The sequence below is a fragment of the Streptomyces narbonensis genome, from assembly GCF_014649015.1.
GTDB classification, from domain to species: Bacteria; Actinomycetota; Actinomycetes; order Streptomycetales; family Streptomycetaceae; genus Streptomyces; species Streptomyces narbonensis.
This window is the reverse complement of the sequence record NZ_BMSF01000010.1, coordinates 147,013-171,301: the sequence shown is the minus strand read 5'-3', so window position 1 is coordinate 171,301 and position 24,289 is coordinate 147,013. Positions and strand designations below refer to the sequence as shown.

19 protein-coding genes and 1 tRNA gene are annotated in these 24,289 nt (G+C 71.5%); 15 read left to right on the top strand and 5 right to left on the bottom strand.

Features of this window, described 5'->3' with window-relative positions; all coding sequences use genetic code 11:
• Positions 1-302: 302 nt before the first annotated feature.
• The 3 genes from IE124_RS20695 to ligD form a co-directional block, all read right to left on the bottom strand.
• A complete protein-coding gene (locus IE124_RS20695) occupies positions 303-2,471 on the bottom strand; it encodes a HEAT repeat domain-containing protein (RefSeq protein ID WP_189509331.1) in 2,169 nt (722 codons plus the stop codon).
• A gap of 188 nt (positions 2,472-2,659) precedes the next feature.
• Positions 2,660-3,565 carry an ATP-dependent DNA ligase gene (locus IE124_RS20690; protein ID WP_229832638.1) on the bottom strand — a complete coding sequence of 302 codons (906 nt, stop codon included), beginning with the start codon at positions 3,563-3,565 and terminating at the stop codon, positions 2,660-2,662.
• Positions 3,562-4,458 (bottom strand): non-homologous end-joining DNA ligase, encoded by an 897-nt coding sequence (gene ligD / locus IE124_RS20685; protein ID WP_189509330.1) that lies wholly within the window; start codon positions 4,456-4,458, stop codon positions 3,562-3,564. The genes IE124_RS20690 and ligD overlap by 4 nt, the downstream gene beginning before the upstream one ends.
• Before the next feature lie 51 nt (positions 4,459-4,509).
• Between ligD and ku the strand changes: the two genes are divergently transcribed.
• Positions 4,510-5,463, top strand: coding sequence for a non-homologous end joining protein Ku (ku, locus tag IE124_RS20680; RefSeq protein WP_189509329.1), 954 nt, complete (start codon positions 4,510-4,512; stop codon positions 5,461-5,463).
• A gap of 285 nt (positions 5,464-5,748) precedes the next feature.
• Positions 5,749-7,248: a M4 family metallopeptidase gene (locus tag IE124_RS20675; RefSeq protein WP_189509513.1), complete on the top strand. Its 1,500-nt coding sequence runs from the start codon at positions 5,749-5,751 to the stop codon at positions 7,246-7,248.
• Between the two features lie 65 nt (positions 7,249-7,313).
• Here the strand turns inward: IE124_RS20675 and IE124_RS20670 are convergent, their stop codons facing one another.
• Both IE124_RS20670 and IE124_RS20665 read right to left on the bottom strand, forming a co-directional pair.
• Positions 7,314-8,945: an AAA family ATPase gene (locus IE124_RS20670; protein ID WP_189509328.1), complete on the bottom strand. Its 1,632-nt coding sequence runs from the start codon at positions 8,943-8,945 to the stop codon at positions 7,314-7,316.
• 335 nt (positions 8,946-9,280) lie between these two features.
• Positions 9,281-9,352, bottom strand: a tRNA-Arg gene (locus tag IE124_RS20665).
• Between the two features lie 169 nt (positions 9,353-9,521).
• Here IE124_RS20665 and IE124_RS36015 point away from each other — a divergent pair.
• From IE124_RS36015 to IE124_RS20600, 13 genes are all read left to right on the top strand, one after another.
• Positions 9,522-10,115, top strand: a complete 594-nt coding sequence (locus IE124_RS36015; protein WP_370468791.1) for a response regulator — start codon at positions 9,522-9,524, stop codon at positions 10,113-10,115.
• Positions 10,116-10,196: 81 nt separating this feature from the next.
• Positions 10,197-11,165 carry an ArgS-related anticodon-binding protein NrtL gene (gene nrtL, locus IE124_RS20655; protein WP_189509327.1) on the top strand — a complete coding sequence of 323 codons (969 nt, stop codon included), beginning with the start codon at positions 10,197-10,199 and terminating at the stop codon, positions 11,163-11,165.
• Positions 11,166-11,183: 18 nt separating this feature from the next.
• Entirely contained in the window at positions 11,184-12,575 is a 1,392-nt protein-coding gene (gene lysA, locus IE124_RS20650; protein ID WP_189509326.1) for a diaminopimelate decarboxylase, read from the top strand.
• Between the two features lie 147 nt (positions 12,576-12,722).
• Positions 12,723-14,015, top strand: coding sequence for a homoserine dehydrogenase (locus tag IE124_RS20645; RefSeq protein ID WP_189509325.1), 1,293 nt, complete (start codon positions 12,723-12,725; stop codon positions 14,013-14,015).
• Between the two features lie 7 nt (positions 14,016-14,022).
• Positions 14,023-15,093 carry a threonine synthase gene (gene thrC, locus IE124_RS20640; RefSeq protein ID WP_189509324.1) on the top strand — a complete coding sequence of 357 codons (1,071 nt, stop codon included), beginning with the start codon at positions 14,023-14,025 and terminating at the stop codon, positions 15,091-15,093.
• Between the two features lie 324 nt (positions 15,094-15,417).
• Positions 15,418-16,335, top strand: coding sequence for a homoserine kinase (thrB, locus tag IE124_RS20635; protein WP_150502986.1), 918 nt, complete (start codon positions 15,418-15,420; stop codon positions 16,333-16,335).
• A 483-nt stretch (positions 16,336-16,818) separates the two neighbouring features.
• Positions 16,819-18,909, top strand: a complete 2,091-nt coding sequence (gene rho / locus IE124_RS20630; protein WP_306432415.1) for a transcription termination factor Rho — start codon at positions 16,819-16,821, stop codon at positions 18,907-18,909.
• 228 nt (positions 18,910-19,137) lie between these two features.
• Positions 19,138-20,268 carry an LCP family protein gene (locus IE124_RS20625; protein WP_189509322.1) on the top strand — a complete coding sequence of 377 codons (1,131 nt, stop codon included), beginning with the start codon at positions 19,138-19,140 and terminating at the stop codon, positions 20,266-20,268.
• Between the two features lie 146 nt (positions 20,269-20,414).
• Positions 20,415-20,633, top strand: coding sequence for a 50S ribosomal protein L31 (gene rpmE, locus IE124_RS20620; RefSeq protein WP_030321069.1), 219 nt, complete (start codon positions 20,415-20,417; stop codon positions 20,631-20,633).
• Positions 20,634-20,730: 97 nt separating this feature from the next.
• Positions 20,731-21,807 (top strand): peptide chain release factor 1, encoded by a 1,077-nt coding sequence (gene prfA / locus IE124_RS20615; protein WP_189509321.1) that lies wholly within the window; start codon positions 20,731-20,733, stop codon positions 21,805-21,807.
• Positions 21,808-21,853: 46 nt separating this feature from the next.
• Positions 21,854-22,699, top strand: coding sequence for a peptide chain release factor N(5)-glutamine methyltransferase (prmC, locus tag IE124_RS20610; RefSeq protein WP_189509320.1), 846 nt, complete (start codon positions 21,854-21,856; stop codon positions 22,697-22,699).
• Positions 22,700-22,748: 49 nt separating this feature from the next.
• The gene (locus tag IE124_RS20605) at positions 22,749-23,396 is read left to right on the top strand and encodes an L-threonylcarbamoyladenylate synthase (RefSeq protein ID WP_024761921.1); all 648 of its coding nucleotides are present in this window, start codon (positions 22,749-22,751) and stop codon (positions 23,394-23,396) included.
• Positions 23,393-24,040, top strand: a complete 648-nt coding sequence (locus tag IE124_RS20600; protein WP_189509319.1) for an arsenate reductase/protein-tyrosine-phosphatase family protein — start codon at positions 23,393-23,395, stop codon at positions 24,038-24,040. The genes IE124_RS20605 and IE124_RS20600 overlap by 4 nt, the downstream gene beginning before the upstream one ends.
• Positions 24,041-24,289 lie beyond the last annotated feature (249 nt).

The window sequence follows — 24,289 nt, the reverse complement described above, 5'->3', positions numbered from 1 at the left end:
CCGACGGGTCGGCAGGGACTCCGCACAGACCCTATTCAACGGGACGCCCGTTTTGTTCACCCGCTGAGTGACCCCGGCGCCTCGGACCCGCAGGGCCCCCGAGACCTCCCGGACCTTCCGGAAAACCTGCCGGACGTCCCGAGAAATCGCCTACGGACGTTCCAGAGATCCTCTGCCGACCTTGCAGAAACCCCCTGCTGACCTTCCAGAATCCCCTGCGGGCGTACCAAAGACCCAGCGGACGTTCCAGAAACCCCGGACGCTCCGTGAGCCCCGGCCGTTCCGGAAATCCGGAGGACGTTCTAGAAAGCGCCTCGCTCCATCCGCGCCAGAGCCGCCCTGCACAAGGTCAGGAGCTTCTCGTCCTGGTGGATGTCGTGGCTGCCCGAGCCGCCCTCGCGGGCGTTGTGACGGCCTCTGCGGGTGAGCTCGGTGAGGATCGTGAGCTGGGCCTCCGACGCCGCCGGGCCCATCTCCGCCAGACACTCCGCGATGTCCACGCGCGCGTGCCGGTTCTCCTCCCAGGCCGCGAGCAGCACCGGGAGCGCCTGGTCGGCGCGGCCGGAGACCCGCCACAGGGCCGAGGCGCTGCGGACCCGCACCCACAGGTCCCGCGAGGCGAGACCGGGCCGGAGCGCGGCCGCCGCACCGGCCGCGGCGGGGCCGATCGCCCCCAGGGCCAGCGCCGCGCAACACCACTCCGGGGCCGAGGAGCCCGGCCGCAGCCACCGCTCCAGGGCCGGCAGGACGTCCCCCCGGTCGCCCTCGGCGGCCCACAGGGCCCGCGCCGCTGCCGAGGAGACCGCGGCCGAGTCGGCGGTCAGCAGCCCGCGCAGTTCCGGTACGGCCTTCCGGGCGGCGGGGCCGAAGGCCGCGAGGGTCCGCAGGGCCGCCTCCCGCACCCAGTCGCGCCGGTGCTCCGGCGCACCGCGCAGCACCCGCAGCACCTCGGGGACGGCCTGCCCGCCGCGTACGGCCGCGAGGGCGTACAGCAAGGGCGCCGCACGGTCGAAGAGCCCCTCGTCGAGCTCGACCTCGGCGAGCCGGCGCCGCAGGAGCGGGGCGAGGCCCGCGGCGGCCGGCCCGAGGCCGTCCATGGCGTACAGGAGCTCGCGCCGCACGTCGGGCTCCTCCAGAGCGCGCGCGAGCAGGGGAACCGCGCGGGTGTCCCCGGCGCGGGCCAGCGCGAGGAGCGCCCCGTCCCGCCCGGAGCGCCCGACGAGCCCGCAGGAGCCGTCCCGCGAGGAGCCGTGCAGTCCCGGGTCGCCCGCCAGCCGGATCACGAGCGAGTCGGCGGCGGGCCCGCCCAGCTCGAAGAGCCGCTCCAGGAACGAGGTGGCGGCCTCGCGGAGGCGCGGCTCCGGATCGTGGAGCTGCGCGCCGACGAGCCGGACGATCTCCTCGTACCGCCCGCGCCACACCCGGATCAGGCCGCCGCACAGCCAGATCGCGTCGGACCGCTGCCACCGGTCGGGGCTGCGCAGCTGGGCCAGGATCAGCGCGATCCGGTCGTCGACGCGGTCGTCGAGCGCGGCGTGCAGGGTCCGGAGCAGCTCCTCGGTCCAGGGGGCGGGCCGTCCCGCCACGTGCTCCTCCAGGATCTCTCGGACCTGCCCGGCGAGCGTGGGCACACCGGGCCACCCGCCGTCGGCCCCGGCGCAGCCCCCGCCCGCGCCTCCGGCCCCGTCACCGTCCCGACCGGCATCCCCTCTCCCTCTCTCCTTCGGGAGGGAGAGGGTCCGGATCTCCTCCAGGAGCTCCGTCACCCACGGCACGATGTCGTCCGGGATCTCGCTCGGCGCGCAGCGGGCGAGCTGGGCGAGGGACGCGAGGCGGAGCCCGGGGTCCTGCGCGGCGCGGGCGAGCCAGTCGAGCCACTCGACGGTCTCGGCGCGCAGCGAGGCGTGCCGCAGGGCGATCCGCCCGACGGAGGACACGAGGGCGAGCCGCACCTCGGTGTCCCGCTCGACGGTGAGCCGCTCCCGCAGGAGGGTCAGGACGTGGGCGGGCTCGGGGTGCAGCGAGGCGAGCGCGCAGGGCGCGGCGAGCCGCACCTCGGGGTCGGGGTCCCCGACGAGCCCGAGGAACACGTCGGCGCCGGCGGCGATGGCGGCCGCGGCCATCGCGTAGTTGGCGGCGGGTATGAACTCCTCGTCGTCCGGGTCGAATTCGTCCAGTTCCTCGTCGTCGTCCAGCTCGATCCCGCCGATGCTGGTGAGCAGCTCGACGATGCCGCCCCGGTCCTGGACGGAGGGGTCGGCGACGAGCTCTATGAGGAAGGGAATGCAGGCGAGCGTGGAGTCGTAGACGTCACCCTGGTGGTGCACGGCGCCGTACATGCCGTCGAGGGCGGTCTCGCGCTCGGCGGGATCGGCGGAGGCGAGTCCGCGCAGCAGTGCCGGCACGTCGTCCGCGGGGCCGTAGGCGTGCCCCAGCGAGGCCCAGTCGACCTCCTCGATCCCCGTCAGCATTGCCAGGCCACCTTCCCCCGTGAGCGCTGTACCAGTGAGCAAGTGTGCACCACAAGAAGGGGAAGAACGCCGTGCCGACGCCACCAGCCGCGCGCGGAGGCCTGGTTGCGGCCTCTTTCCGCCATGTACGGGGCGGAGCAGGGTGGTTGCTCTGGGTGGCGACCCGGATGCCCGTCGCTTCCCACCCGTCACCCCTCCGACCGGACGCGGACGAACGCCACGTTCTCGTGCCGTCCCGCGAGCCGGCGGAGCTCGACGGGCAGGGGCGGGTCCACCCACCGCACCGGGCCGTGCTCGGGGTCCTCGGCGAGGGGGCCGGCGCGGTCGGCGACCAGTGCGCCGACCTGTCGGGACTGTGCCGGGGTCAGCCGGGGCGAGGTCGTCACCGTACGGCCGTCGGGGAGCCGTACGAGCAGGTCACGGGGCCGCTCGGGCGGGCCGGTCACCGCGAGGAGCGTGCCGTCGCTCGTATCGGCGTGCCGGATCTTGCGCCAGGCCCAGGTGCCGCCGGCCCGATAGGCCGAGCCGAGCGACTTCGCCACGATCCCCTCGACGCCGGCGGCCCGCAGGTCGCGGAACCAGCCCCGGGCGGTCTCCTCGTCCAGGGTGGCGAGGACGCGCTGAAGTGGAGGTTGCGCCTCCCGGAGGGCCACTCCGAGCAGCTCCCACCGGTCGCGGAGGGGCAGCGCGCGCACGTCCCGCCCCGGCACGGCGAGGAGGTCGAAGGCGATGTACGAGACGGGCACCCCGGTCCGTACGCGGTCGCCGTGTGAGCGGAGCAGGTCGGTGAAGCTGAGCCGCCCGTCCCGGTAGGCGCACAGCTCGCCGTCGAGCACGGTCCCGGGCGGCAGCTGATCGCGCAGGTGAGCGGCGATCTCGGGGAACTCGGGAGCGAGGTCGCGGCGCGAGCGGGACTGGAGGACGACCTTCCCGTCGTCGAGGACGAAGGCGAGCGCGCGGAACCCGTCCAGCTTGAGGGAGTACTGGAGCTCCCGCGGCGGCTCCGCCTGCCCGGGGATCTCGTCGGCGGCCCGCGGCCGCATGACGTCGACGGGCGGCAACAGCGCCACCGCCGGCCCCGCACGCCCCTTCACGGCAGCCCCCCGGCGCGCTCGGGCGCGAAAAGGGGCGCCAGGAGGTCCCCGTACCGCTCCAGACGTGGCGTGATGTCGTCCATGAGAAAGACGAGCTCTTCCGGATCGGCCGCGGGCCCGGCGCCGTCCGCGACCTCCTCCCAGGTGACGGGCGCCGAGACGGCGGGCAGGGCGCGGGCCCGCAGGGTGTAGGGGGTGGCGGTGGTCTTGGCGGCGGCGTTCTGGCTGTGGTCGACGAAGACCTTGCCGGGGCGCAGGGCGCGGGCCATCCGGTGCACGACGAGCCGCGGCAGCTCCGCCTCTGCCTCGACGGCGAGCTCTTTCGCGTAGGCGGAGACCTGTCCGGAGGGCGTCGGGGTGAGCGGGACCAGCAGGTGGAGCCCCTTGGAGCCGGAGGTCTTGGCGAAGGCCTCCAGACCGTCGGCGGCGAGCCGCTCGCGCAGGTGCAGGGCGACCCGGCAGCAGTCGACGACCGTGGCGGGCGGCCCGGGGTCGAGGTCGAACACGAGCCGGTCGGCGACGGCGGGGGAGGAGGCCCGCCACTGGGGCGTGTGGAACTCGACGACGAGGTTCGCGGCCCACATCAGCGAGGCGAGCTCCTCGATCACCACCTGCCGGGCCCGCGGGTCCTCGGAGCGGGGTACGGGGGTGGTCCTCACCCAGGAGGGTGTGCCGGGCGGGGGATTCTTGGTGAAGAAGAGCTGCCCGTCCGGCCCGTCGGGATAGCGCAGGAAGGAGACGGGTCGATCGCGCAGATGCGGCAGGATCGCGGCCCCGACGGTGGCGTAGTAGTGCAGCATCTCGCCCTTGGTTGTCCCGGTGAGCGGGTGGAGCACCTTGTCCAGGTTGCTGAGCGCCAGGCGCCGCCCCTCCACCTCTGTGATGGGCGTCATACGATGAGAATCCCACGTTTTCCCGGCATTCCTCCGCGAAAGAGGAGAACCGTGCGATCCATCTGGAACGGCGCCATTTCCTTCGGGCTGGTCAGCATCCCGATCAAGCTGGTGAACGCCACCGAGAGCCGGTCCGTCTCGTTCCGGCAGATCCACACCGAGGACGGCGGCCGGATCCGCTACAAGAAGGTGTGCGAGCTCGACGGCGAGGAGGTCGCCGCGGCGGACATCGGCAAGGCGTACGAGGAGGCCGACGGGACCATGATCCCGATCACCGACGAGGACCTGGCCGCGCTGCCGCTCCCGACGGCGAAGACGATCGAGATCGTGGCCTTCGTGCCGGCCGGGGAGATCGACCCGCTCCAGATGGAGGCGGCGTACTACCTCTCGGCGAACGGAGTGCCGGCGGCCAAGCCGTACACGCTGCTGCGGGAGGCGCTCAAGCGCAGCGACAAGGTGGCGGTGGCGAAGTTCGCGCTGCGGGGCCGGGAGCGGCTCGGGATGCTGCGGGTCGTGGACGAGGTGATCGCGATGCACGGCCTCCTCTGGCCGGACGAGATCCGGGCGCCGGAGGGCGTGGCCCCGGAGACGCCGGTGACGGTACGGGAGGCCGAACTGGACCTGGCGGACGCGCTGATGGCCACCCTGGGCGAGGTCGACATCGGCACCCTCCACGACGACTACCGCACGGCGGTGGAGGAGATGATCGCGGCCAAGGCGGAGGGCGGCGAGGCGGTGGCACCCCCGACTCCGGGCGAGGAGGGCGGAGGCGGCCAGGTCATCGACCTGATGGCGGCACTGGAGAGCAGCGTGCGGGCGGCGAAGGAGGCGCGGGGGGAGGGCGCGGAGGTGACGGAGCTGAAGCCGAGGGCGAAGAAGGCGGCAGCAAAGAAAACAACAACAAAGAAAACAGCCCCGGCAAAGAAAACAACAACGGCAAAAAAGACAACAGCAACAAAGAAGACGACCCAGGCAAAGAAGGCGACCCGCAAACGCCCGGCCTGAGAACAGCGAGAAGCCCCCGGAAGATCCGGGGGCTTCTCGCTGCCCTGTGCGCCGATCCACACGGACCAACTCCCCGCACTCCGGACAGGAGTGACCGACCTTCGGACAACAAATGGTCAAATCCTTGTCGTAGACCTGCCAAAGATCCTTCTTCGCTGGCACGCTCACAGCCGCGCCACCCCCCCCACGACCCCCACGTGCTTCAGCGAAGGAGCCCGCGTGATCCGCCAGCAGTCCTCGCACCGCCGCACAGCCCTCTCGACCGCCCTCATCGCCTCGGCGGCCATGATCGTCGTCGGAGTCCAGACCGGATCCGCCAACGCGGACGCCCAGCGGGAGGCGGGCGCCACCGCGCTCGTCCTCACCGGCCCGCAGCGCGCGGCGGCCGTCCAGGAGGCGCAGGCGGGAGCCGCCGCGACCGCCAGGGCGATCGGCCTCTCCGGCCAGGAGAAGCTGCTCGTCAGGGACGTCGTCAAGGACGCCGACGGCACCGTGCACACGCGCTACGAGCGCACCTACGAAGGCCTGCCGGTTCTCGGCGGCGACCTGGTCGTGCACCAGAAGAAGAACGGCGCCCGCGCGACGACGAAGGCGACCGGCGCCCGCATATCGGTCCCGACGACGGAGGCCGAGGCCCCGGCGGCGACCGCGCGGAGCACGGCCCGCAAGGTGATCTGGGCGGCGACGGGCAAGCCGACGCTGGCCTGGGAGACGGTCGTGACGGGCGTCCAGCACGACGGCACGCCGAGCGAGCGCCACGTGATCACCGACGCGAGCACCGGCAAGGAGCTCTACGCCTACGAAGCCATCGAGACGGGCACGGGCAACACCCAGTACAGCGGCCAGGTCACGCTGGGAACGACCCCCGGCTACACCCTCACGGACGCGGCCCGGGGCGGCCACAAGACGTACGACCTGAACGGCGGCACGAACGGCACCGGCTCCCTCTTCACCAACAGCACGGACACCTGGGGCAACGGCCTGGCGTCGAACCGCGAGACCGCCGCCGCGGACGCCCACTACGGCGCGGCCGTCACCTGGGACTTCTACAAGAACGAACTCGGCCGCAACGGCATCCGAGGCGACGGCGTCGCGGCCTACTCGCGCGTCCACTACGGCAACGCGTACGTCAACGCCTTCTGGTCGGACTCCTGCTTCTGCATGACGTACGGAGACGGCGCGGGCAACGCGAAGCCGCTCACGTCCCTCGACGTCGCGGGCCACGAGATGACCCACGGCCTGACGGCCGCCACCGCGGGCCTGCGCTACAGCAAGGAGTCGGGCGGCCTCAACGAAGCCACCTCGGACATCCTGGGCACCGCGGTCGAGTTCTACGCGGCGAACGCCACCGACGCGGGCGACTACCTCATCGGCGAGAAGATCGACATCCGCGGCAACGGCACCCCGCTCCGCTACATGGACACGCCCAGCAGGGACGGCAGCTCCGCCGACTACTGGTCCACCAAGGTCGCCCGCCTCGACGTCCACCACTCCTCGGGCCCGGCGAACCACTTCTTCTACCTGCTGTCCGAGGGCAGCGGCACGAAGACGCTCAACGGAGTCACCTACAACTCCGCCACCTACGACGGCTCCACCCTCACGGGCATCGGCCGCACGAAGGCCTACAAGATCTGGTACAAGGCCCTCTCCACCTACATGACCTCCTCCACGACCTACGCCGGCGCCCGCACGGCCACCCTCTCGGCGGCCACCGACCTCTACGGCGCGAACAGCCCGGAGTACACGGCGGTGGCGAAGGCCTGGACGGCGATCAACGTCAAGTAACCCGCAACTCACCGCTGCACCCCAGGGCCGCCCGGAACCACGCATAGGCCGGGCGGCCCTGGGTCTCAGCCGAGGGCGGAGCGCAGCTCCTCGTATCCGGCGTTGACGTCTGCGACGCGCAGGGTCGTGAGCTCGTCCCGGCTCGGAGAGGCGCTCCCGCCGTGAGTGTCGAAGAGCCGCAGATCACGCGCCGAGGCCGCCTTCCGGCAAAGCTCCCGCGCGAAGCGCCCGTTGCCGAGACGGTCCACGAGCCCGTCCCGCTCGACGCGGTGAAAGTGCGCTTCGAGAACGGTCTCCGCGTCTTCGTCGAGGGTGTCTCCCTGGGCCTCCAGAACCACGTGGACGATCCGGAGCAGTTCCGCCGCCGAGTACGAGGGGAAGTCCACCCGCGTATTGAAACGGGAGGTCAGGCCGGGGTTCGCGGCGAGCAGCTCGGTCATCTCGTCCGGATAGCCGGCCAGGATCACGACCAGGCGCTCTCGGTCGTCCTCGGCGCGCTTGAGCAGCACCTGAAGCGCCTCGTTCCCGAAGGCGTCACCACCGGAATACCCGCTGTTGCAGAGTGCGTACGCCTCGTCGACGAAGAGGACGCCACCGAGAGCGGAATCGATGACCGCGCTCGTCTTGAGCGCCGTCGACCCGAGGTACTGCCCGACGAGGTCGACCCGCTGGGTCTCGACCAACTGGCCCGTCTCCAGCATTCCGAGTCCCGCGAAGACGTCGCCGATGACACGGGCCACCGTCGTCTTGCCCGTCCCCGGGGGGCCGGCGAAGACGAAGTGCTGCGGCCCGGCGGAGGTCGGCAGCCCTTGCTCCTTGCGTACGGTGGCCATCCGCAGCTGCGCCACGAGGGTTCGCACCTGCCGCTTCACCGGTTCGAGCCCGATCATGCGGTCGAGTCGCGCGAGCGCCTCGTCGAGAAGCCGCTCCCCGACCTCGCCGCCGTCAACCTCCTCGGCGGGCGGCGCGGCAGCCGCCTGCGACCCCTGCTGCTGTGGCACGGGCGCGGACAGGCGTGCCCGCGCGCGCTCCGCGACATCGGCCAGGCCGGGTGAGCAGCGGAAGGCGTACTGGAACTGGCGCAGCGCCTCCTCGGGGTCGCCGAGCCCCTCGTGGGCCAGGCCACGCACGTACGCGACCTCGGCGTGGAACTCCCCTCCCCGGCCCATGGCGAGGGGGAGCGGCGCCACGGTGCTCAGGGCCTGGTGGAAGACGTGCTGTCGGACGAGAGCGTGACCGGCGTACAGCTGGGCCTCCTCGTTCAGGAACCTGTCGCTGATGCCCCGCGAGTACTGCAGGACCAGCGGCCAGTTCTGCTTGAGGAAGGCGAAACGGGTGCAGATGAACCGCGTCTCGTCACAGTCGAGGACAGCCGTCAGGAGCGCCGGCTCCGCCTCGGCGACACGGCCCGCGGAGAGCAGCTTCGCGATACCGGCCAGCCAGAGGTCGCGCGCGGTCTCCAACCGGAACGTGGCATAGGCACCCAGAGAGAAACGGGAACCGAGGGGCAGCCCGCATTTGGTCCGTAACGCCCCGAACGACCGCCGGTGCATCTCCATGGCATCGACCGCCTCGGCCTGCTGTCGGCCGGTCGCGTGCAGTCCCAGCCATGCGTCGGCGGCCGTCGGATCGTGCTGCAGGGCGTCGCCGAACCGAAGCGCGGCCCGCTCGAGCTGCCCTTGTCGGAGCAAGGCCACCCCCAAGCCCCATTCCCGTTCACACTTCCCGGCGGCCCGCCTGGACACGGCCCCTCCCGCCATCCTTCTCCTCCCCCGAGCCCCGTGGTGATGCTCCGTCAGAACACCACCCTGCAAGGCGATCCGGTTCCAGCGTAGTACTGCGCCGATCTCCCCGACCCGCGCTCGCGCCATGCGCCGGACGCCCCGTCACCGGGAGGAAACGATCAGCTCACGCTGGACGCGGCGCCCCCTGTCACACGGCCGCGCAGCGCGGCACACGCCTGCACATACAACAAGACCCCGTTCTCAGCGTTTCCGCTGATCACGGGGTCTGTGTGGCACTTCCTGCGAAGTGCCCCCGGCAGGATTCGAACCTGCGCACACGGCTCCGGAGGCCGTTGCTCTATCCCCTGAGCTACGGGGGCGTCCGCCGCGTTCGGCGGCGACGGGTAGAACCCTACCAGCTCGTGGGGCGTGCCCGTGAACAGGTATTTCCGTGGTGTCACCAGGGGCTGGTTCCCCCGCACGGGTCGGAAGTGGGCAAAACCCGGACGCAGCTCAACGGGGCGTCCTACTCTCATTCGTGTGTCAGGCATGTCCGGTCGGGTGCTCGTTGTCGACGACAACAAGGTGATCCGGCAGTTGATCAGGGTCAATCTCGAACTCGAGGGGTTCGAGGTCGTGACCGCGGCCGATGGTGCCGAGTGTCTGGATGTCGTTCATCAGGTCTGTCCTGATGTCGTCACCCTCGACGTCGTCATGCCCCGCTTGGACGGGATCAAGACGGCCGAGCGGCTGCGGGCCGACCCGCGGACCAGACATCTGCCGGTGGCGATCATCAGTGCCTGCGGTGAGCACGAGGCGGGCGGTGGTGTCGCTTCCGGTGTCGACGCCTTTCTCGCCAAGCCCTTCGAGCCCTCCGAGCTCGTCCGTGTCGTGCGGCAGTTGATGCACCACGAGCGCCGCGCGCCCCGGAAGGCCGCCGGGCCGGAGGGGGGAGAGGAGCCGCCCGCAGCCGACGGGCGGCTTGAATCCCGGATGGAGCCCCGAGTGGAGCACCGAGCGGAGCCCCGGGTGGAGCCCCGGGTGGAGCCCCGGGTGGAGCCCCGGGAGGGTGCTCGGCGTGACGGGTCGCAGGACGTCACGGAGGAAACCTGCCGTGCCCATGGCGCGCCCGGCGGTCATTGAGGAGCTCGCCGCGCCGGGGCAGGTGCCCGCATGGCGAAACCGGTTCGCGTTCTGACCCCCCTCCTCCCCTAGGCTTGTCCCGTGACCCCCGCGGACCTCTCCCTCACCGTGCTGCACGCCGTGCGCCGTGCGGTCGACGACGGTGCGCTGCGGGTCGAGGTGCCCCCGCGGATCAAGGTGGAGCGGGCCCGGCCCGGCGGTTCCGGGGAGTACGCCAGTAACGTCGCCCTCACCCTCGCGAGGTCCGCCGGCCGCAGCGCCCGCGAGGTCGCAGGGATCATTGAGGAACGGCTCCGTGACGCGCCCGGACTCCGTGGCGTCGAGATCACCGGACCCGGTTTCCTGAACTTCACCCTCCGCGGCGACGCGGGGAGCGAGGTCGTTCGTGCGATCCGCGCCGCCGGATCGTCGTACGGGCACGGCACCGCGCTCGCCGGCACCACCATCCGCCTCGCCGAGGTGACAGAGTCGCGGGCCGCGCTCGTGACCGAGGTCGTCGTGCGGCTGCTCCGGTCGCAGGGCGCCGAGGTCGAATCGCAGGCTGTCGGTGGCGAGCGGGTGCACGTGCTTCCCGGGGCGTACGAGGTCGAGAGGCTCGGGAGCGACGCCGCCCGCTGGGCCCTCCTGCGCGCCGCGCCGCACGACCGGCCCCTCGACGGTGTCCCCCTCCTCGCCCAGCACGAGCGCAACTCCCTCTTCCGGGTGCGGTACGCGTACTCCCGGGTCCGGCGGCTGCTCGTCAACGGCGAGCAGCTCGGGGTCGGCCCCGAGTGGGAGGTCCTCGTGGACGCGCCCGCGCTCCTCCACACGCTCGGCGACCACCCCGCCGTCCTCCTCACCGCCGCCCGCCTCCGAGCCCCCGACCGGCTCGCCCGGCACCTGGAATCCCTCGCCGACGCGCTGCTCGCGTTCCAGCACACCGTCCTTCCGCTCGGCGACGAGAAACCCTCGGCCACCCATCGCTCCCGGCTGGCGCTCGCCGAAGCCGCCGGGACGGTGCTCGCCGGTGGCCTCTCCGTGCTCGGCATCAGCGCACCCGACCGGATCTGAAAGAGCAGAAGACCAGACATGAGCCGTTCCGCCCACCCCGCAGGCCCCCGCCACGCCGACGTCCTCACCGAGGGCCACTACACCGCGCCGCCCGCCGACCTCAACGTCCTCGACCCCAAGGTATGGGCCCGGACCGTCACGAGGGACGAGCGGGGGATCGTCACCGTCGGGGGGCTGGGCGTCGACGCGCTCGCCGAGGAGTTCGGCACCCCCGCCTACTTCCTCGACGAGAGCGACTTCCGCGCCCGCTGCCGCGCCTGGGCCGAGGCCTTCGGCAAGGACGCCGACGTGTTCTACGCGGGGAAGGCGTTCCTCTCCCGGGCCATCGTGCGGTGGCTGAAGGAGGAGGGGCTGAATCTCGATGTGTGTTCCGGCGGTGAGCTGACCACCGCTCTGTCCGCCGGGATGCCCGCCGAGCGGATCGCCTTCCACGGGAACAACAAGAGCGAGGAGGAGATCCGGACGGCCGTCGAGGCCGGCGTCGGGCGCATCGTGCTCGACTCCTTCCAGGAGATCGTCCGCGTCGCCCACATCGCCCAGTCCCTCGGGAAGCGCCAGCGCGTGCAGATCCGGGTGACCGTCGGCGTCGAGGCCCACACGCACGAGTTCATCGCCACCGCGCACGAGGACCAGAAGTTCGGCATCGCGCTGGCCGGCGGACAGGCCGCCGAGGCCGTTCGCCGGGCGCTGAAGCTCGACGGGCTCGAGCTCATCGGCATCCACTCGCACATCGGGTCGCAGATCTTCGACATGGCCGGCTTCGAGGTGTCCGCGCGCCGGGTCGTGCAGCTCCTGGCCGAGGTGCGGGACGAGCACGGCGTCGAGCTGCCCGAGATCGACCTCGGCGGCGGCCTCGGCATCGCGTACACCTCCGAGGACGACCCGCGCGAGCCGCACGAGATCGCCAAGGCGCTCAGCGAGATCGTCACGCGGGAGTGCGAGTCCGCGGGGCTGCGGACGCCGCGGATCTCCGTCGAGCCGGGGCGGGCCATCGTGGGCCCCACCGCCTTCACGCTCTACCGGGTCGGCACCGTCAAGCCCCTCGAAGGGCTGCGCACGTACGTGAGCGTCGACGGCGGCATGTCGGACAACATCCGTACCGCCCTGTACGACGCCGAGTACAGCGTCAGCCTCGTCTCGCGGACCAGCGACGCCGAGCCGATGCTCTCCCGTGTCGTCGGCAAGCACTGCGAGAGCGGTGACATCGTCGTACGGGACGCCTTCCTCCCCGCCGACCTGGCCCCCGGCGACCTCATCGCCGTGCCCGCGACCGGCGCGTACTGCCGCTCGATGGCCAGCAACTACAACCACGCGCTCCGGCCGCCCGTCGTCGCCGTCCGTGACGGCGAGGCCCGGGTGATCGTCCGGCGCGAGACGGAGGAAGATCTTCTGCGTCTCGACGTCGGCTGATGAAATAGTCGAGTCCTAGCCGAGTGATGAAATAGATGTCTCAGGATCCGGACAGGGGGCGGAAACCCCCGTCCGGTGAGTGAGACTGGTTCCACCGTAGAAAACCGTAGAGATACGACGACGAAGTAGTACGAGAAACGAGGTCGGATGATGCGTACGCGTCCGCTGAAGGTGGCGCTGCTGGGCTGTGGAGTGGTCGGCTCAGAGGTGGCGCGCATCATGACGACGCACGCCGACGACCTCGCCGCGCGCATCGGCGCCCCGGTCGAGCTCGCCGGCGTGGCGGTCCGCCGCCCGGACAAGGTCCGTGGGGGCATCCCGGCCGAGCTGATCACCACCGACGCGACCGCCCTCGTCAAACGGGGCGACATCGACGTCGTCGTCGAGGTCATCGGCGGGATCGAGCCGGCCCGCTCCCTCATCACCACCGCCTTCGAGCACGGGGCCTCCGTGGTCTCCGCGAACAAGGCGCTCCTCGCCCAGGACGGCGCGACGCTCTACGCCGCCGCAGAGCAGCACGGCCAGGACCTGTACTACGAGGCCGCCGTCGCGGGCGCCATCCCCCTCATCCGCCCGCTCCGCGAGTCGCTCGCCGGCGACAAGATCAACCGCGTGATGGGCATCGTCAACGGCACGACGAACTTCATCCTGGACAAGATGGACAACTCCGGCGCCGGGTACTCGGAGGCGCTGGACGAGGCCACCGCCCTCGGTTACGCCGAGGCCGACCCGACCGCCGACGTCGAGGGCTTCGACGCCGCCGCCAAGGCCGCCATCCTCGCCGGGATCGCCTTCCACACCCGCGTGCGTCTCGACGACGTCTACCGCGAGGGCATGACCGAGGTCACCGCCGCCGACTTCGCCTCGGCGAAGCAGATGGGCTGCACCATCAAGCTGCTCGCGATCTGCGAGCGGGCCGCCGACGGCGAGTCCGTCACCGCGCGCGTGCACCCCGCGATGATCCCGCTGACCCACCCGCTGGCCTCCGTCCGCGAGGCGTACAACGCCGTCTTCGTCGAGGCCGACGCCGCCGGGCAGCTCATGTTCTACGGCCCTGGCGCCGGCGGCGCCCCGACGGCCTCGGCCGTGCTCGGCGACCTCGTCGCCGTGTGCCGCAACAAGCTCAACGAGGCCACCGGCCCCGGCGAGTCCGCGTACACCCAGCTGCCCGTGAGTCCCATGGGCGACGTGGTGACGCGGTACCACATCAGCCTCGACGTGGCCGACAAGCCGGGCGTCCTCGCCCAGGTCGCGACGGTCTTCGCCGAGCACGGCGTATCCATCGATACGGTGCGCCAGCAGGGCAAGGACGGCGAGGCCTCTCTCGTCGTCGTCACCCACCGCGCGCCCGACGCCGCCCTCTCCGGGACCGTCGAGGCGCTGCGCAAGCTCGACACCGTGCGCGGTGTCGCCAGCATCATGCGTGTTGAAGGGGAGTAAAGGACCCATGACCAGCAAGGGCACCCACCAGTGGCGCGGCATCATCGAGGAGTACCGGGACCGCCTTCCGGTCACGGACACGACGCCGGTCGTCACGCTCCGTGAGGGCGGCACGCCGCTCGTCCCCGCTCAGGTCCTGTCCGAGCGCACGGGCTGCGAGGTGCACCTCAAGGTCGAGGGCGCCAACCCCACCGGCTCCTTCAAGGACCGGGGCATGACCATGGCCATCACCAAGGCCAAGGAGGAGGGTGCGCAGGCCGTCATCTGCGCGTCCACCGGCAACACCTCCGCCTCGGCCGCGGCCTACGCGGTACGGGCCGGCATGGTCTCGGCCGTCCTCGTGCCCCAGGGCAAGATCGCGCTCGGCAAGATGGGCCAGGCCCTCGTGCACGGCGCGAAGATCCTCCAGGTCGACGGCAACTTCGACGACTGTCTGACGCTGGCCCGCAGCCTCTCCGAGAACTACCCGGTGGCGCTGGTCAATTCGGTCAACCCGGTCCGTATCGAGGGCCAGAAGACCGCCGCGTTCGAGATCGTGGACATGCTGGGCGACGCCCCCGACATCCACGTCCTGCCCGTGGGCAACGCCGGCAACATCACGGCGTACTGGAAGGGGTACACCGAGTACGCCGCCGACGCCATGTCCACGCACCGGCCGCGCATGTGGGGCTTCCAGGCCTCCGGTTCCGCGCCGCTCGTGCGCGGCGAGGTCGTCAAGGACCCGTCGACGATCGCCACCGCGATCCGCATCGGCAACCCGGCCTCGTGGGACTACGCGATCGCCGCGCGCGACGAGTCGGGCGGCTTCATCGACGAGGTGACGGACCGTGAGATCCTGCGCGCCTACCGTCTGTTGGCCGCGCAGGAGGGCGTCTTCGTCGAGCCCGCCTCGGCCGCCTCGGTCGCCGGTCTGCTGAAGGCCGCCGAGCAGGGCAAGGTCGACCCGGGCCAGCGGATCGTCTGCACGGTCACGGGCAACGGCCTGAAGGACCCCGACTGGGCCGTGGCCGGCGCGCCGCAGCCGGTGACTGTTCCCGTCGACGCCGCGGCCGCCGCCGAGCGTCTCGGTCTGGCCTGATCCCACCCCTCTGCGCGGGGTGAAGTCCTGATCGAAACCCGATCAGGAACGTACATAGGCGCACAGGTTGGCTCGCGACACGCATCGTGCGCCTCCTGTGCGCCCTATGTCGCCACAGAACCTTCCTTCGATAGGCTGTACCGAACCCGCCCCGACGCATATGCGCGGTGTTGTTGCCGTTGTCGCCTCCGAGGCCGAAACGGACCCCGGGTCCCCGAGCACCTGTCGTGAGCACCCGCTGTCCGAAACACCTGCAGTAACCAGCAGTCCGCAACACCCGCTGTTCGAAACACCGTTGTCGCAATCAAGGAGAGTCATCGAGCGATGGCCGGTCCAGCGTTCCGCGCCGCCGCCGTACGGGTGCGCGTCCCCGCCACCAGCGCCAATCTCGGCCCGGGCTTCGACGCCTTCGGCCTGTCGCTGGGCCTCTACGACGACGTCGTCGTCCGTGTCGCCGACTCCGGGCTGCACGTCGACATCGCCGGAGAAGGCGCGGAGACCCTCCCGCGCGACGAGAGCCACCTGCTCGTGCGTTCCCTGCGTACGGCCTTCGACCTGCTCGGCGGGCAGCCGCGCGGCCTCGAGGTCGTCTGCGCCAACCGCATCCCGCACGGCCGCGGCCTCGGCTCCTCCTCCGCCGCCATCTGCGCCGGCATCGTCGCCGCCCGCGCCGTGACCATAGGGGGCGACGCCAAGCTCGACGAGGCGGCCCTGCTCGAACTGGCCACCGAGATCGAGGGCCACCCCGACAACGTCGCCGCCTGTCTGCTCGGCGGATTCACCCTCGCCTGGACCGAGTCCGGCGCCGCGCGGGCGATCAGGATGGATCCTTCGGATTCCATCGTTCCGGTGGTTTTCGTTCCCGGAAAGCCCGTACTGACCGAGACCGCCCGCGGACTTCTGCCGCGCACCGTCCCGCATGTGGACGCCGCGGCCAACGCCGGGCGCGCCGCCCTCCTCGTCGAGGCCCTGACCCGCCGCCCCGAGCTGCTGCTCGCGGCCACCGAGGACCGGCTGCACCAGGAGTACCGGGCCCCCGCGATGCCGGAGAGCATCGCCCTTGTGAACCGACTGCGCGCGGACGGCGTCCCCGCGGTCATCTCCGGCGCGGGCCCCACGGTGCTCGCGCTGGCCGAACACGGGACGGCCGACAAGGTCGCCCGACTGGCGGGCGAGGGCTGGGCCGCGAACCGGCTCGACCTCGACGCGTCCGGAGCGAGCGTGCTGCCGCTGGCGCCCTAGGGCGCGGCGCGACGGCGGGGGGCGCCGGGCAGCGTCCCCCCGCGGTGCTCCGGACAAGGCGGTGCTCCCGGGCAACGCGGTGCGCCGGAAGACAACCGGACAAGAGATTGCCGGTGAGGGAGAGGGGGAATGTTTGTTGGAGCCGGTAGTGTTAACCTCAAGTCAGCACCCGGCGCCTTTGTGGCGCGGTGCTGAGTGTCCCCATCAGGGACCACCAATTCTTCCGGGAGCCTCCCCAACTGCCTGAGCAGCCTGCCTGAGCAGTTTCGAGCACGCTCCGGAACCGGCACGACACCCCTCGCTCTTCTGCAGTGAGGGCCGAGCAGGGGGCGCTCGGGCCGGACCCCAGCACGTTTTCTCTCTCCGCCGTACCCGGCGGGACCACCGCCCCGGACACGGTCCACCCAACACGGGACCGCTGCCGGACAGCACAACCGGTCGCCGAGCCAGATGGCCGACGTCCGCTCCAGGGAAGGACCCTTCGTGAGCGACACCACCGATCTGATGGGCGTGACTGCCGACAGCAGTGTCGACGCCGCCGCGCCCGCCGCAGGTGCTGCCACCGGCGGCACCGCACGGCGCCGCCGCTCCGGCACCGGCCTCGACGGCATGGTCCTGGCCGAGCTGCAGCAGGTCGCGTCAGGCCTCGGCATCAGGGGCACCGCGCGCATGCGCAAGAGCCAGCTGATCGAGGTCATCAAGGAGGCGCAGGCCGGTGGGGGAACCGCCGCGCCCGCCAAGGCCGCGAAGCCCGCAGTGGGCACAGAGGCTGTCGAGACCAAGCCGAAGCGCCGCGCCACCTCCAAGACCCGTACGGGCGACACCGCGGCCGAGGCCGCCGCGCCCCAGGCGGAGAAGGCCGAGAAGGCCGTCGCCCAGCAGCAGATCGACATCCCGGGCCAGCCGGCCTCCGAGGACCAGCCGGCCGGTGAGCGCCGCCGTCGTCGGGCCACCGCCCCCGCCGGTTCGCCGGAGGGCGAGGCCAAGGCCGAGGCCGCCCAGGTCGTCAAGACCGAGGCGCGCACCGAGGCCCGTACGGACGTCAAGGCCGACACGCAGGCCGACGCCAAGGCCGAGGCCGCCGTCGACGGCGCCGAGGGCCGTGGCCGCCGTGACCGTGGCGAGCGCGGGGAGCGCGGCGACCGCCGTGACCGCCGTGACCGTCAGCGCGAGCGCGGCAAGGGTGACGAGCAGCAGGGCGGTGGCCAGGGCGGCCAGCGCCAGCGTCAGGGCGGCCAGGGCCAGGGTCAGGGTCAGGGCCAGCAGGGCCAGGGCCAGAGCCAGGGTCAGCAGGGTGGCCAGCAGGCCGGTCCGCAGGACGACTACGACGACGAGGCGGGCGGCCGTCGCGGCCGTCGCGGTCGCTACCGCGACCGCCGTGGCCGTCGTGGCCGTGACGACTTCCAGGCCGGCGAGCCGCAGGTCTCCGACGACGACGTCCTGATCCCCGTCGCGGGCATCCTCGACATCCTCGACAACTACGCGTTCATCCGGACCTCCGGCTACCTGCCCGGCCCGAACGACGTGTACGTCTCCCTCGCGCAGGTCCGCAAGAACGGCCTGCGCAAGGGTGACCACGTCACCGGTGCCGTGCGTCAGCCGAAGGACGGCGAGCGCCGCGAGAAGTTCAACGCGCTGGTCCGCCTGGACTCCGCGAACGGCATGGCGGCCGACTCCGGCCGCGGCCGCCCGGAGTTCAACAAGCTGACCCCGCTCTACCCGCAGGACCGGCTCCGTCTGGAGACCGACCCGGGCGTGCTGACCACGCGGATCATCGACCTCGTGTCGCCGATCGGCAAGGGCCAGCGCGGTCTGATCGTGGCCCCGCCGAAGACCGGCAAGACCATGATCATGCAGGCCATCGCCAACGCGATCACGCACAACAACCCCGAGTGCCACCTGATGGTCGTCCTGGTCGACGAGCGTCCGGAAGAGGTCACCGACATGCAGCGGTCGGTCAAGGGCGAGGTCATCTCCTCGACCTTCGACCGTCCGGCCGAGGACCACACCACGGTCGCCGAGCTGGCCATCGAGCGCGCCAAGCGTCTCGTGGAGCTGGGTCACGACGTCGTCGTCCTGCTCGACTCGATCACCCGCCTGGGCCGCGCGTACAACCTCGCGGCGCCGGCCTCCGGCCGCATCCTGTCCGGTGGTGTCGACTCGACCGCGCTCTACCCGCCGAAGCGCTTCTTCGGTGCCGCGCGCAACATCGAGGACGGCGGCTCGCTGACCATCCTCGCGACCGCGCTCGTCGACACCGGTTCGCGCATGGACGAGGTGATCTTCGAGGAGTTCAAGGGCACCGGCAACATGGAGCTCAAGCTCGACCGGAAGCTCGCCGACAAGCGCATCTTCCCGGCGGTGGACGTCGACGCGTCCGGTACCCGTAAGGAAGAGATCCTGCTCGGCGCCGACGAGCTCGCCGTCACCTGGAAGCTGCGCCGTGTGCTGCACGCGCTCGACCAGCAGCAGGCGATCGAACTGCTCCTCGACAAGATGAAGCAGACGAAGTCGAACGGCGAGTTCCTGCTCCAGATCCAGAAGACGACGCCTGGCGGCAAGAACGACGACTGACGCGTGACCTTCGCGTGACCTGCGTCACGCGAAGGTCACGCGACCGGGGAGAGGCCGAGGTCTCGTAACCCTGTCGTGACCTGCGTAAACCACCGCGCCCACCGTGCCTCGCACGGTGGGCGCGGTGCGTTTCCGGGTGTCGCCTCATCCAAACCCCACAGGTCCGCATGCAACCCTTTTGGGCGCTTCGCCGTCACATATGGTGAACCGAGGGCCCGAGGGAAGACGATGACCGAGCAGAACACCAGCGGCCGAATACGCCCCCGACGCCCCAAGGGCGTGGGGGGACCCCCAGGCGCGGGCAGCGGCCGCCGTCGCAAGCCGCCCGCCAAGAGCCGACGCCGCCTGACGATCCTCCTGTCGGGGGCCGCCGCGGTCCTCGTCCTGGGCGGGGCCGGTCTGGGCTACGTGTACGTCAAGCTCGACGGCAACATCAAGGGCGTCGACATCAACGCCCAGCTCGGCACCGAGCGCCCCGACGACGTCGACAACGGATCGATGGACATCCTCGTCCTCGGCTCCGACTCCCGCGCCGGCGACAACTCCGCCTACGGCGAGGACGAGGGGGGCGCCCGGTCCGACACCGCGATGGTCGTCCACGTCTACGAGGGCCACAAGAAGGCCAGCGTGGTCTCCATCCCCCGCGACACCCTCGTCGACCGGCCGCGGTGCGCCGACGGCAAGGGCGCGCCCGTCCCCGGCGAGCGGCGCGCGATGTTCAACACCGCGTACGAGGTCGGCGGCCCGGCCTGCGCCGTCAAGACCGTCGAGGCGATGTCCGGCATCCGCATGGACCACTACATCGAGGTCGACTTCACGGGCTTCAAGAAGCTCATCGACGAACTCGGCGGCGTGGAGATCACCACCACCCAGCCGATCAAGGACTCCAAGAGCCACCTCGACCTCGGCCCGGGCACCCACACCCTCGACGGCGAGCAGTCCCTCGGCCTCGTCCGCACCCGCAAGAGCGTCGGCGACGGCAGCGACCTCGGCCGCATCCAGCTGCAGCAGGCCTTCATGAAGGCCTTCATCGGCCAGGTCAAGGACGTCGGCGTCTTCACCAGCCCGGCCAAGCTCCTCGACCTCGCCGACGCGGCCACCAAGGCCATCACCCCGGACTCCGAGCTCGACTCGGTCCAGGAGCTGATGGGCTTCGCCAAGGGCCTCTCGGGCATCGGCCCCCAGAACGTCCACATGATCACGCTGCCGGTCGAGTACGACCCCACCGACCCCAACCGCGTCATCCCGCTGGAGGCCCAGTCCGGGCAGGTCTGGAAGGCCCTCAAGACCGACCGGCCGATCCCCGCGTCGGCCACGAAGGACGCCGCCACCGGCAAGGCCGACGGCGTCGTGCGGTAGCCCCCGGGCAGCCGAGGAATACTTTCGGCCGGACCCCGGTTTTGGGAGATGCGGCCGGTCCTGGCAGACTGGTACGTCGGCCCCGGTTCACGCTGTCCGCAACACCGCGGCGGCGACCCGGAGCCCTCCCGAAACTAGGAGACACCTTGAAGCGCGAGATTCACCCCGAGTACGTCGAGACCCAGGTCAGCTGCACCTGCGGCGCGTCGTTCACCACTCGTAGCACCCTGACCGAGGGCACCATCCGTGCCGAGGTCTGCTCCGAGTGCCACCCGTTCTACACGGGCAAGCAGAAGATCCTCGACACCGGCGGCCGCGTGGCCCGCTTCGAGGCCCGCTTCGGCAAGGCCGGCTCCGCCAAGTAGCGAGCCCCTGCGCCGGTCCACGGTCGCCCCGCGCGGGTGGCCGGGACCGGCGCTTTGCCGTCCCCGTAGCAACTGACGAAAAACCCAGGAGCCCCCGATGTTCGAGGCGGTCGAGGAACTGGTCGGCGAGCACGCCGACCTGGAGACGAAGCTCGCAGACCCTTCGGTCCACGCCGACCAGGCGAACGCGCGCAAGCTGAACAAGCGCTACGCCGAGCTGACCCCGATCGTCGCCACCTACCGGGCCTGGAAGCAGACCGGTGACGACATCGAGACCGCCCGCGAGCTGGCACACGACGACCCCGACTTCGCCGCCGAGGTCAAGCAGCTGGAGAAGGACCGGGAGGGGCTCACCGAGAAGCTCCGCCTGCTCCTCGTCCCGCGCGACCCGAGCGACGACAAGGACGTCATCCTGGAGATCAAGGCGGGCGCGGGCGGCGACGAGTCCGCCCTCTTCGCCGGCGACCTGCTCCGCATGTACCTCCGGTACGCCGAGCGCGTCGGCTGGAAGACCGAGATCATCGACGCCACCGAGTCCGAGCTGGGCGGCTACAAGGACGTCCAGGTCGCCGTGAAGACCAAGGGCGGCAACGGCGCCACCGAGCCCGGCCAGGGCGTCTGGGCCCGCCTCAAGTACGAGGGCGGCGTCCACCGCGTGCAGCGCGTGCCCGCCACCGAGTCGCAGGGCCGCATCCACACCTCCGCCGCCGGCGTGCTCGTCACGCCCGAGGCCGAGGAGGTCGAGGTCGAGATCGTCGCCAACGACCTGCGCATCGACGTCTACCGCTCCTCGGGCCCCGGCGGCCAGTCGGTCAACACCACCGACTCCGCCGTCCGCATCACCCACCTGCCGACCGGCATCGTCGCCTCCTGCCAGAACGAGAAGAGCCAGCTCCAGAACAAGGAGCAGGCCATGCGCATCCTGCGCTCCCGGCTGCTTGCCGCCGCGCAGGAGGAGGCCGAGTCCAAGGCCGCCGACGCCCGCCGCAGCCAGGTCCGCACCGTCGACCGCTCCGAGAAGATCCGGACGTACAACTTCCCGGAGAACCGCATCTCGGACCACCGCGTCGGCTTCAAGGCGTACAACCTCGACCAGGTGCTCGACGGCGACCTGGACACGATGATCCAGGCGTGCGTCGACGCCGACTCGGCCGCCAAGCTCGCCGCGGCCTGAGTGGCGTAAGTTCCGTAAGCCCCACCCCGCACCACGGAGGACCAGCGTGAACCTGCTGCTTGCCGAGGTGGCCCAGGCCACCCAGCGGCTGGCCGACGCCGGCGTTCCCTCACCGCGTTTCGACGCGGAGGAGCTCGCCGCGTTCGTGCACGGCGTCAAGCGGGGGGAGCTGCACAACGTCAAGGACGCGGACTTCGACGCCCGCTACTGGGAGACGATCGCCCGCCGCGAGGCCCGCGAACCGCTCCAGCACATCACCGGCCGGGCGTTCTTCCGCTACCTGGAGCTCCAGGTGGGGCCCGGCGTCTTCGTGCCCCGCCCCGAGACCGAGTCGGTCGTCGGCTGGGCCATAGACGCCGTACGCGCCATGGACGTCGTCGAACCGCTCATCGTCGACCTCTGCACCGGCTCCGGGGCCATCGCCCTCGCCATGGCGCAGGAGGTCCCGCGCTCGCGCGTGCACGCGGTGGAGCTCTCCGACGACGCCCTCGTCTGGACCCGGAAGAACGCCGAGGGCTCCCGCGTCACCGTCCACCAGGGCGACGCGCTGGCCGCCCTCCCGGAGCTCGACGGCCAGGTCGACCTGGTCATCTCCAACCCGCCGTACATCCCGCTCACCGAGTGGGAGTACGTCGCCCCCGAGGCCCGCGACCACGACCCGGAGATGGCCCTCTTCTCCGGGGAGGACGGCCTCGACACCATCCGCGGCATCGAGCGCACCGCCCACCGGCTGCTGCGTCCCGGCGGCCTCGTCGTCATCGAGCACGCGGACACCCAGGGCGGACAGGTTCCCTGGATCTTCAACGAAGAGGCCGGCTGGGCCGACGCCGCCGACCACCCGGACCTGAACAACCGGCCGCGCTTCGCGACCGCCCGCAAGGCAATGCCATGACCGCCATGACTGCGACGACGAACCACGCGAACGAGGAGGCCGGGAACTGATGGCACGGCGATACGACTGCAACGAGGCCACCGATCGTGTGACGGGCCTGCGCGAGGCCGCGTCCGCCGTCCGCCGGGGCGAGCTGGTCGTGCTGCCCACCGACACCGTGTACGGGATCGGGGCGGACGCCTTCAGCAGCGAGGCCGTCGCGGACCTGCTGGCCGCCAAGGGCCGGGGCCGCAACATGCCCACGCCCGTGCTCATCGGCTCCCCGAACACCCTCCACGGCCTGGTCACGGACTTCTCCGAGCACGCCTGGGAGCTCGTCGACGCCTTCTGGCCCGGCGCGCTGACCCTCGTCGCCAAGCACCAGCCGTCCCTCCAGTGGGACCTGGGCGACACCCGCGGCACCGTCGCCATCCGCATGCCGCTGCACCCGGTCGCCATCGAGCTGCTCACCGAGGTCGGCCCGATGGCCGTCTCCTCGGCCAACCTCACCGGCCACCCGTCGCCGGAGGACTGCGACGCGGCCCAGCAGATGCTCGGCGACTCCGTCTCCGTCTACCTCGACGGCGGCCCGACCCCCGGCATCGTGCCGTCCTCGATCGTCGACGTCACGGGCAAGGTGCCGGTGCTGCTGCGCGAGGGCGCGCTGTCCCCGGAGGAGCTCCGGAAGGTCGTACCCGACCTCGAGGTGGCACATTGACCGCCCCTGAGGGGCGTGGCATAGCGGGGTTCGACGACAGCAGCACCTTCCGCATCCTCCACGTCAGCACCGGCAACGTCTGCCGCTCGCCGATCACCGAGCGGCTGACCCGCCATGCCCTGTGCGACCGCCTGGGCGACCCTCTCGGCGGCGGCCTGATCGTGGAGAGCGCCGGCACGTGGGGCCACGAGGGCGCCCCCATGGAGGCCAACGCCGAACTGGTCCTCGCGGACTTCGGCGCGGACTACAGCGGCTTCGTGGGCCGCGAGCTCCTCGACGAGCACGTCATCAGGGCCGACCTCGTCCTCACGGCGACCCGCGACCACCGGGCGCAGGTCATCTCGATGGGCCACTCGGCGGGCCTGCGCACCTTCACCCTGAAGGAGTTCACCCGCCTGGTCCGCGCGATCGACCCGGCCACGCTCCCGGACGCCCACGACGAGGGCATGGTGGAACGCGCCCGTGCCCTGGTCCGCGCGGCAGCGGCTCTACGCGGGTGGCTCCTGGCCCCGTCGGTGGACGCGGACGAGGTCAACGACCCGTACGGCGCCCCGATCACCTTCTTCCGCTCGATCGGCGACGAGATCAACCAGGCGCTGGACCCGGTGGTGACGGCTCTGACGGGCGTTTCGGCCCGCGACTGACGCCGTACGGTCACGTCTGGCACCGGGCACGTCCGGCGGTCGGAGGCCGCCGCAGCGGCCCGAAGCCCGGGAGGCCCTCTCGGGGCCGAGGGGTGCGAGGGGTGCGTCGGGGGTGGGGCTCAACCAGGCGCTGGACCCGGTGGTGACGGCTCTGACGGGCGTTTCGGCGCGCGACTGACGCCGTACGGTCACGTCTGGCACCGGGCACGTCCGGCGGTCGGAGGCCGCCGCAGCGGCCCGAAGCCCGGG